At 66.5% G+C, this 9168-nt stretch carries 9 protein-coding genes and 1 pseudogene; 7 read left to right on the forward strand and 3 right to left on the reverse strand.

Annotation, left to right across the window (positions count from 1 at the left end):
• Position 1: 1 nt before the first annotated feature.
• The 3 genes from V6B97_RS15315 to V6B97_RS15325 all read left to right on the forward strand — a co-directional run bounded on the left by V6B97_RS15315 (position 2) and on the right by V6B97_RS15325 (position 2689).
• Positions 2–538 (forward strand): 4Fe-4S dicluster domain-containing protein, encoded by a 537-nt coding sequence (locus tag V6B97_RS15315; protein WP_333507380.1) that lies wholly within the window; start codon positions 2–4, stop codon positions 536–538.
• Between the two features lie 518 nt (positions 539–1056).
• The gene (locus tag V6B97_RS15320; RefSeq protein ID WP_333507382.1) at positions 1057–1686 is read left to right on the forward strand and encodes a DUF47 domain-containing protein; all 630 of its coding nucleotides are present in this window, start codon (positions 1057–1059) and stop codon (positions 1684–1686) included.
• Entirely contained in the window at positions 1679–2689 is a 1011-nt protein-coding gene (locus tag V6B97_RS15325) for an inorganic phosphate transporter (protein WP_333507383.1), read from the forward strand. The genes V6B97_RS15320 and V6B97_RS15325 overlap by 8 nt, the downstream gene beginning before the upstream one ends.
• 91 nt (positions 2690–2780) lie before the next feature.
• Here V6B97_RS15325 and V6B97_RS15330 read toward each other — a convergent pair whose 3' ends face one another.
• Entirely contained in the window at positions 2781–3005 is a 225-nt protein-coding gene (locus tag V6B97_RS15330) for a TraR/DksA family transcriptional regulator (RefSeq protein ID WP_333507384.1), read from the reverse strand.
• 208 nt (positions 3006–3213) lie between these two features.
• On the reverse strand, positions 3214–3729 hold the full coding sequence (locus V6B97_RS15335) for a YhcH/YjgK/YiaL family protein (protein WP_333507385.1): 516 nt from the start codon (positions 3727–3729) through the stop codon (positions 3214–3216).
• A gap of 361 nt (positions 3730–4090) precedes the next feature.
• Here V6B97_RS15335 and V6B97_RS15340 point away from each other — a divergent pair, with 361 nt between their 5' ends.
• The 4 genes from V6B97_RS15340 (at position 4091) to pgl (ending at position 8917) form a co-directional block, all read left to right on the forward strand.
• Entirely contained in the window at positions 4091–6187 is a 2097-nt protein-coding gene (locus tag V6B97_RS15340) for a methyl-accepting chemotaxis protein (RefSeq protein ID WP_333507386.1), read from the forward strand.
• A gap of 253 nt (positions 6188–6440) precedes the next feature.
• Positions 6441–7187, forward strand: a complete 747-nt coding sequence (locus tag V6B97_RS15345; RefSeq protein WP_333507387.1) for an N-acyl homoserine lactonase family protein — start codon at positions 6441–6443, stop codon at positions 7185–7187.
• Between the two features lie 140 nt (positions 7188–7327).
• Positions 7328–7774, forward strand: coding sequence for an OsmC family protein (locus V6B97_RS15350; RefSeq protein ID WP_333507388.1), 447 nt, complete (start codon positions 7328–7330; stop codon positions 7772–7774).
• A gap of 405 nt (positions 7775–8179) precedes the next feature.
• The gene (pgl, locus tag V6B97_RS15355) at positions 8180–8917 is read left to right on the forward strand and encodes a 6-phosphogluconolactonase (protein WP_333507389.1); all 738 of its coding nucleotides are present in this window, start codon (positions 8180–8182) and stop codon (positions 8915–8917) included.
• A gap of 133 nt (positions 8918–9050) precedes the next feature.
• Here the strand turns inward: pgl and V6B97_RS15360 are convergent.
• Positions 9051–9168: pseudogene (locus V6B97_RS15360) on the reverse strand (IS1595 family transposase); the annotation flags it as partial.

Genomic DNA, 9168 nt, shown 5'->3' on the forward strand with positions numbered 1-9168 from the left:
CATGACCAATTCGCTCATGCGGTACGTCGTCTTCGCGGAAGCCGACAAGTGCAAGGCCTGCAAGAAGTGCGAACTTGCCTGCATCGCCTCGCACAACAACATGACCATCAAGGAGGCGGTGAAGAAGCGCAACCTCTTCCAGCCCCGCGTGCACGTCATCAAGACCGACAGCGTCAAGATGCCCGTGCAGTGCCGCCAGTGCGCCGACGCGCCCTGCGCCCGCGTGTGCCCCACCGACGCGCTGGTCCAGGAGGACGGCGTGGTGGTGATGCGCCAGCAGTACTGCGCCGCCTGCCAGTTGTGCGTCATGGCCTGCCCGTACGGCGCCATCGAACTGTCCTTCATCGGCCTGCCCGAGGAAGGCGCGGCCGACGCCGCCCAGCCCGTGCAGCCCCGCCGTGAGGTGGCCGTGCGCTGCGACGTGTGCGCCGAGTGGCGCGCCAGGGAAGGCAAGGATCAGGGCGCCTGCGTGGAAGCCTGCCCGGTGAAGGCCCTGCACATGGTCACCGTGGACGAATACCGCGCCATGCAGCGTTAAGCTGCACCGCCGCGGCCCGGCGGCCATCACCCCGGCCACGCCCATCACGGGGCGGGAACCTTCCCGCCCCTTTTTCTTGCGCCGCGGGCATCCTCCGGCCCCGGCAGGCGCTGGCCGCCCCGGCCGTCATCCGGGGGGTCGTCTTTGTCGGGATCGGGGCCGGGGTCGGGGTTGGGGCCGAGGCCGGGGTCGGGGTCAGGGCTGTTCAAACACTCAACATACCGCCATCGCAGGACTTCTTTCCGGTTTCCCCTTCCGTCATCGTTCCGTAACAAAACCGCGTTATTTCGTGGCGAATTCATGACGATGCCGGTTGCCCGGACGCTGGGGGACGCGTAGAATTCCCGCGGTCCCGACCGGCTTTTTTGCGCACGGGCAGTGCGCGTCCGGCACCCGCCGGGACCGCAACACATCCGTAACCGTCGCCGCTTGCGTGGCGGCCGCTCCCGCCACGGGACCGGCCGAACCGGAGGGGGCGGCGGGGTCGACTCGCCAAACGACAACACCGGAGCCACCGCATGGCCTTGAACCTGTTTCCCAAGACCGTCCGCTTCTTCGACCTGCTGGGCCGCCAGAACGCCATGCTGGTGGAAGCGGCCGATCTGCTCACCCGCATCCTGGAGGAGTTCGGGAAGGTTGACGACGCCTGCAAGCGCGTCAACCTCATCGAGGTGGAGGCCGACGAACTGTGCCGCGAAATCTCGCGCCAGCTCTCGCTCACCTTCATCACCCCCATCGACCGCGAGGACATCTACCGCCTGAACCTGTCCCAGGAAGACTCCATCAACCTCATCAAGGGCATCGCTACCCGGGCGCGGCTGTACGGGTTCACCTACATCCGCTTTCCGGCCCGCAAGATGGCCCGCAACATGCGCCAGATGGCCGCCATCACCGGCGAAATGATCTGTTGCCTCAAGGACAAGACCGACGTGGCCGCGCAGGTGAAGCAGCTGAAGGCCATCAAGGGCGAATGTGAAATGCTGCTGGGCACGGGCCTTGCCGAACTGCACGACATAGAGAATCTCGACATGCGCGCCGTGGTGGACATCATGAAGTGGACCCAGGTGTACGACCGCATCGAGCTGGCCGTGGAACGCCTGGACGACCTTGCGGACGCCATCGAGGAAGTGGTGCTGAAGAATGCTTGAGATACCGGTGCTGCTCGTCGTCATCGTCATCGTCGCGCTGATCTTCGACTTCACCAACGGGGCGCACGACTGCGCCAACGCCATCGCCACCGTGGTCTCCACCAAGGTGCTCTCGCCGCGCACCGCCGTGGCCATGGCCGCCGTGCTGAACCTTTTCGGGGCCATGCTGGGCGAAGAGGTGGCGCACACCCTAGGCCAGGGCATCGTGAACACCGACATGGTCATGGGCAGCCAGACCCTGGTGCTGGCGGCGCTGCTCGGGGCCATCGCCTGGAACCTGATCACCTGGTATTTCGGCCTGCCGTCCTCGTCGTCGCACGCGCTCATCGGCGGGCTGATGGGCGCGGCCATCACCCATGCCGGGTTCACCACCCTGAACGGCATGTCCATCGTCAAGAAGATCCTGGTGCCGCTGGTGCTGTCGCCCCTGGCGGGCTTTGCCGTCAGCTACGCGTGCATGATGCTGCTGATGCTGCTGTTCTGGCGCACCAACCGGCGCACGGTGACGCGGTCGTTCGAGAAGTTGCAGATCGTCTCCTCCGCCTTCATGGCCACCAGCCACGGCCTCAACGACGCGCAGAAGACCATGGGCATCATCACCCTGGCCCTGTTCCTGTTCCACCAGATCGACACCATCCACGTGCCGCTGTGGGTCAAGCTGTCGTGCGCGCTGGCCATGGCGCTGGGCACCGCCCTGGGCGGCTGGAAGATCGTGAAGACCATGGGGCACAAGATATTCAAGCTGGAGCCGGTGCACGGCTTCGCGGCCGAAACCTCGGCCGCCGTGGTCATCACCGGGGCCTCGCTGATGGGCGCGCCCATTTCCACCACCCACACCATCACCGCCTGCGTGTTCGGCGTGGGGGCCACCAAGCGCCTGTCCGCCGTGCGCTGGGGCATCGCGGGCAACCTGGTGGTGGCGTGGATACTCACCATTCCCGCCGCCGCCACCATGGCCTCCGTCAGCTTCCTGATCATGGAACTGCTGGGCATCGCGGACTAGCCGTCCTCCCGTCGCCGTTGCCGGACACGGAACGCTGAACGGCCCGCGATCATGACGATCGCGGGCCGTTCGGGGGTGACCGGGTTCGGGGCTAGTTGCCCGCTTCCATCTCTTCCTGGCAGGTCTTGCACAGCCCCACCCCCGGCACGGCGGCCAGCCGGGCGGGGGGAATGGGTTCGCCGCATTCGCGGCAGCAGGCGACGCCATCGATCCATTCGGGCCCCTCCCGTCCCTGCGCGGAGGCGCTCCGCGCACGGGACAAGGCGGCCTCGCGTTCCAGCCGCTCCAGTTCCTGGGCCTGATCGAAAATGTCCATGAGACCTCCTGGTTGTCCCGATCCGCTCCCTGTCAGCGCTACGTCCGCCCCCCTCGGCGCGGGTGGTGCCCGCGCGCATCCGGCCTGACTCCATCAGCCGTCATTGTCCCGCAATTCCCTGCCAGTTCCGCCAAGTCCGTTGATCCCGCCAGGCCCGTCGTTCCCGCCAGGGCCGTTGCTCCCGCTGGCGCAACGTGTCCGGCGCTTCCTACCCGTCCAGCCCCCGCGCGAGTATCCCCGCCACCGCAAGGGCGTCCACCCGCACCTTGGCCACCGCCTTGACCATGGCGGCCGGGCCGCCCGGCACGGCGATGCCCGGCATGTGCGCATCCTCCGGAAACAGCGCCGCAAAGGCGCCGGGTTGCAGCAGCACGCGGGTGCAGGGGCGCTCCGTCACGGAAAAGAACCGCACGTCCCTGTCTTCGGCGTAGGGCCCCAGGGCCCCCAGACCGGCCAGCGGCGTCCAGTCCATCCATTCCATACCCGAAAGAACGTACTGGATGTCAATATGCCTGCGGTGGGCCTCCAGCCGTCCGCTGCCCTCGGGCTTCGTATCGTAGCGTCCCACCTCCACGTACACGCTGCCCTCCGGCGTATCGTTGCAGGGCACGGGATGGCGGCCGGTGGCCGCATCGGGCGAGAGGTTGGCCAGAAAGGCGAAGGCAGCCCGCCACGCGGGGCCGAGATCATACCGCATCCACGTGTCCGACGTACCGATGATCATCCTTTCCTCCAGTTTCGTGGCAGGGTTCCGCTGTTCCGGCGGCGGACAATATAGTGTCGCCGTGCGGCGCGCAACCATGCCGTGCATGCGCGCACGACGGCACGGCCACATGGCCGCCTCCCCTCGACACGCGGGCGCAACTCCCTATCGTTATAGTGATGCTTGCAAATTTATAATATGCACAACAGCATGCCTCTTGCCAATCTTCACGAATATGGGCATGAAGGCCGCGCGGCGCACGGAAGCGGCTGGGGAGCCATCCGGGCGCCGACGCGAGCGCACACTCCTCGCAATCCCGGCCACGCGACGGAAGGGTTCACGGCGGGCCTACCGTAAACATCCAGTCGCCATGGGGGGCACCATGTCTCTGACCATCCGCAGCAAACTGATCATCACCTTTCTCCTGTCCATCGTCGTCGCCATCGGCAGCGTTTCCGCCGTGGTGTCCATCGAAATCCGGCGCGCCTCGCTGCGCGATTTCGAGGATTCGTCCAGCGCCCAGTTGGAACGGGTGAACGACTTCATCACCACCTTCTTCGAGGCGGCCCAGCGCAACGTGGTCTACATGGCCTCGCTGCCCCGGGTGGTGGAGGCCAGGGGGCAGGTGGCCTCGTACGCCGACACCAAGCAGGACAACAAGCTGTTCCACGCCTCGCTGACGCCCGAGGAACAGGCGCTGGCCAAGGTGCTCACCCTGATGGGCAAGGCCAACAACTGGTACGATGAAATCTTCATCGGCTACCAGGACGGCGGCTTTATCAGCCACATCGACGGCTCCGGCGTACCCGCGGGGTACGACCCGCGCAAGCGCCCCTGGTACAAGGAGGCCATGGCCTCTTCCGGCAACACGCTGATCAGCAAGGCCTACCTGTCCACCACCGGCTATCCGGTGGCCAGCGTCATGAGCAAGGTGCGCGCCGGTTCGGGCGAGATCGTGGGCGTCATGGGCGTGGACATCAACCTTTCCACCCTGACCAAGGTCACCTCCAACCTGCGCATCGGCAAGACCGGCTACGTCATGCTGGTGGAGGACACCTCGGTCATCCTGTCCGACCCCAGGCACGAGAAGTTCGGCTTCAAGAAGGCCGAGGACACCGGCGTGCCCGCCATGGCCCAGATCATGAAGATACAGCGCGGCACCTTCGAGGCGCCCATGGACGGCACGGACAAGCTGATTACCGTGTTCACCGGCTACCAGGGCTGGAAGATGGCGGTGGTCATCGACAAGGCCGAGGTGTACGCCCAGTCGGCCAGCGTGGTGAACTACATCCTCATGGTGGGCGCGGGCATCGCCGTGGCGCTGATGGTGGTGGCGTGGCTGCTGGCCCGTTCCGTGGCCAACCCGGTGCAGATGCTGGTGGCCGCATCCGGCCGCGTGGCGGCGGGCGAGTTCGACGCCCTGCCCGACGCGCGCCACTTCTCGGGCGAACTGCTGGACCTGCACGGCAGCCTGCGCGCCATGGTGGGCAACCTGGGCGAACTGCTGGGCACGGCCAAGGCCAAGACCGCCGAGGCCGAAGAACAGACCCGCAAGGCCGAAAACGCCCTGCGCGAGGCCGAGGAAGCCCGCCTGCGCGGCGAACAGGCCCGCAAGGAAGGCATCCGCCACACCGCCGAACGACTTGAAGGCATCGTGGAGAACGTCAGGAACGCCTCGCACGAACTGGCCGGGCAGGTGGACGAAGCCCGCTCCGGCGCAGAGGTGCAGCGCGCCCGCACGGCCGAAGCCGCCACCGCCATGGAACAGATGAACGCCTCGGTGCTCGAGGTGGCCGCCAACGCCTCGCGCGCGGCCGAAAGCGCCGAGAACGCCAGGGCGGAAGCCGAGGCGGGCGGGGCCATCGTGCGCGACGTGGTGGACAGCATCCGCAAGGTGGACGAGTTCGCCCGCGACATGAGCGGCGGCCTTGGCGACCTGGGCAAGCGGGCCGAGGGCATCGGCAACATCATGACCGTGATCACCGACATCGCGGACCAGACCAACCTGCTGGCGCTGAACGCGGCCATCGAGGCCGCCCGCGCCGGTGACGCCGGGCGCGGCTTCGCCGTGGTGGCCGACGAGGTGCGCAAGCTGGCCGAAAAGACCATGACCGCCACCAAGGAAGTGGGCGACGCCATCACCGCCATCCAGCGCGGCACGCAGGACAACATCACCGGCATGGGCCGCGCGGCCGAGGTGGTGCAGCGCAGCACCGACCTGGCCTCCAGGGCGGGCGAGGCGCTGGCGCGCATCGTGTCCATCGTGGAATCCACGGCCGACCAGGTGCGCTCCATAGCAACGGCGTCGGAGCAGCAGTCCGCCGCGTCCGAGCAGATCAACCGGGGCACCGACGAGGTGAACCGCATCGCCTCGGAAATGGCCGAGGCCATGGCCCAGTCCACCCGCGAGGTGGGCGAACTGGCCCGGCTGTCGTCGGAGTTGCAGGACGTCATCCACGGACTGAAGGAAGACGGGTAGCAGGCGGGGCGGCCCCCATCCCGCCCGGACCTTCGCACCGGACCTCTCGCACCGGAAGCGGCAACGCAACGCACGCCCCGGCATCCCCGCGATGCCGGGGTGTTTCGCGCCTATTTCCCACCAGAACGGGAGGGAATCGTGACAACCGGGACGGAAGTGCTTACCCTGTGCCCCGTGGCCCGGACACCCGCGGGAAGCGCCCGTGGGAAGCGCCCGGCACCCTTCCGGCAACCGTCAGCACGCGAGGCGTCGCATGAAATACCGCATCCACCCCATCGTCATGGGTTCCAAGGTCTTCGACAAGGGCATGATGACCTACCAGCACGACTACGGCACGCCGTACACCATCCCCATCTACGCCTGGTACATCGAGGGCGGCGACAAGCGCATCCTGGTGGACACCGGCGAACTGAACCCCATCGTCTCGCCCGACCGCGAGGCGGCCTTGGGCGGCAAAATCTACACCTTCGAGGCGGGGCTCGCGAAATTCGGGCTCACCCCGGCGGACATCGACGTGATCATCCACACCCACCTGCACAACGACCACTGCGAAAACGACTACAAGTGCGAAAACGCGGAAATCTGGGTGCACGAGAAGGAACTGGAATCGATCCACAATCCGCACCCGCTGGATTTCCGCTACCTCGAGGACTACATCACCGACGTGGAGGACAACGGCCAGTTGCGCGTGATCACGGAAGAAGAGCGCGAAATCCTGCCCGGCATCCGCGTGGTGCACACCCCGGTGCACACCGAGGGCGGCCTGACCGTGTTCGTGGACACCGAACAGGGCACCGCCGCCATCACCGGGTTCTGCATCATCGACGAGAACATGAACCCGCCCGCCGCCATCCGGGGCATGGAGATGGAGGTCATTCCCCCCGGCACCTGCATCAACCCCAAGCAGGGCTACGACATCATGCTCAAGGTGAAGGAGGCGGCGGACATCGTCATTCCGCTGCACGAGCCGCGCTTTGCCCGCATGGAGACCATCGGCTGACCGGAGCCGCCCCGAGCGGCGCCGCAACGCCACCCGCACGGCACGATCCGACCCCGCGTATCCGCCACGCGCCCTTGCCACGCCATTGTCGCGCCATTGTCGCATTTCACCCCACACGGAACATCCACAGGAGCCGCAGCATGACCATGAAGTTCATCGACGTCGTCTTCAACGGCGGCATGAAGATCGACGCCGTACTCCACCCCGCCGCCACCGCCGGGCAGGACGCGCCCGCCGCCCCGGCCCCCCCGGACACCGTCATCCGCACCGACCAGCCGGTGAAGGACGGCGGCGAAGGCACCGCCCCCACCCCGTTCGAACTGTTCCTGGCCTCGCTGGCCACCTGCGCGGGGGTGTACGCCCAGCGCTTCTGCGAGGCCCGCAAGATATCGACGGAAGGGCTGGGCATCCGGGTGGGCTGCGAGTTCGCGCCCAAGGGCTTCCAGGTCACCCGCATGACCTTCGTGGTCACCCCGCCGCAGGGCTTTCCGGCCGAATACCGCGACGCGCTGGTGCGCGCCGTGGAACTGTGCACCGTGAAGAAGCACATCATGACGCCGCCCGCGTTCGAGGTGGTGCTGGCGTAGGCGTCTAACGCCATGGTCCTTTTGCTCTCTGCCTACGTCAGACCGGCTTTTTATTCCGGTCGAATACGACAAAAGTATGCTCCCTCCATAAAAAACCGGTCTTCCTTGGCAGAGAACAAAAATCCTCATGGCGTTAAAACCCCTCTGACAGTTGGTGCCTCGTCATCCATCTCCGGCCGTTCTCCGCAGCGCCGTGGCGCCATGGCGGACCACGGCGCTGCCGCATTCATGGGGTATGCTGCTGTTGCCGGGCGGCATTGCCGCCCCCTTTGCCCATTCCCACGCGGCCTGTCCTGTGGCAGATTCTTCATCTCCAAGATATCCACCATGGGGGAGCACTCCCGCGCCACACGGGTAGCCCCCGCACACGAACCGCCAACCGGAATCGCCGCCACCGGAGCCGCCATGCCCCACCGTTCCGTCAACCTTGCCCTGCACGTCATGAAGGATCCGGCCGCCATGGCCGAAAAGGCCGCCCGGCTGCTGCTGGATCGTTGCGAGCGCGCCGTGGCCGCGCGCGGCGTGTTCACCCTGGCCCTGTCCGGCGGCAGCACGCCCATCCCCCTGTTCCGCCTGCTGGCCACCCCGGCCTGGCTCGACCGCCTGCCGTGGGAAAAGATCGCCGTGTACTGGGTGGACGAGCGCTGCGTGGAGCCGGACCACCCGCAGAGCAACTACGGCGTGGCCCGGCGCGAACTGCTGTCGCTGGCCCCGGCCACCCGCTTCTACCGCATGAAGGGCGAGATGGACCCGGTGGAGGGCGCGGCCGCCTACGAATCGCTGCTGCGCGAGCATTTCGACCTGGAGGACGGCGCCTGGCCATGCTTCGACATGGTGCTGCTGGGCATGGGCGAGGACGGGCACACCGCGTCGCTGTTCCCCGACTCCACCGGCCTTGCCGAACGCGCGCGCCTGGTCATCGACCAGTACGTGCCGGCCACCAAGAGCGACCGGCTTACCCTGACCCTGCCGGTGCTGAACAACGCCCGCTGCTGCGTGCTCCTGGTGTCCGGCCGGGAAAAGCACCCCGTGCTGGCGCGGGCGCTGGACCTGCTGGCCGAACCCACCCTGCCCGCGCAGTTCGTGAAGCCGGCCAACGGGGATCTGGTGTGGATCGTGGACGAAGGGGCTGCCAAGGGTTAGGGGCTGTTTCTAAATTGTCCTTTCGCCCGTTGGCTGCGTCAAACTTCGCCTGCCATGTCGGTCGAATACGAGAAGAGTATACTCCCTCATGGCGGGCTCGTTTTCCTGGCCAACGAACGAAAAACCTAAGGCTCTAGACCATCAGGTCTTTGTTTTTTGATACCAGTCGGTTCAGTTCGGCAATGAGTTGGGGCAGGGGCTTGTTGTAGCGCCATTCACATTCTTTGAGGTGTAATTCGAAGTTCCTCTTC

This window comes from Nitratidesulfovibrio sp. 1201_IL3209, from assembly GCF_036763125.1.
Classification (GTDB): domain Bacteria; phylum Desulfobacterota; class Desulfovibrionia; order Desulfovibrionales; family Desulfovibrionaceae; genus Cupidesulfovibrio.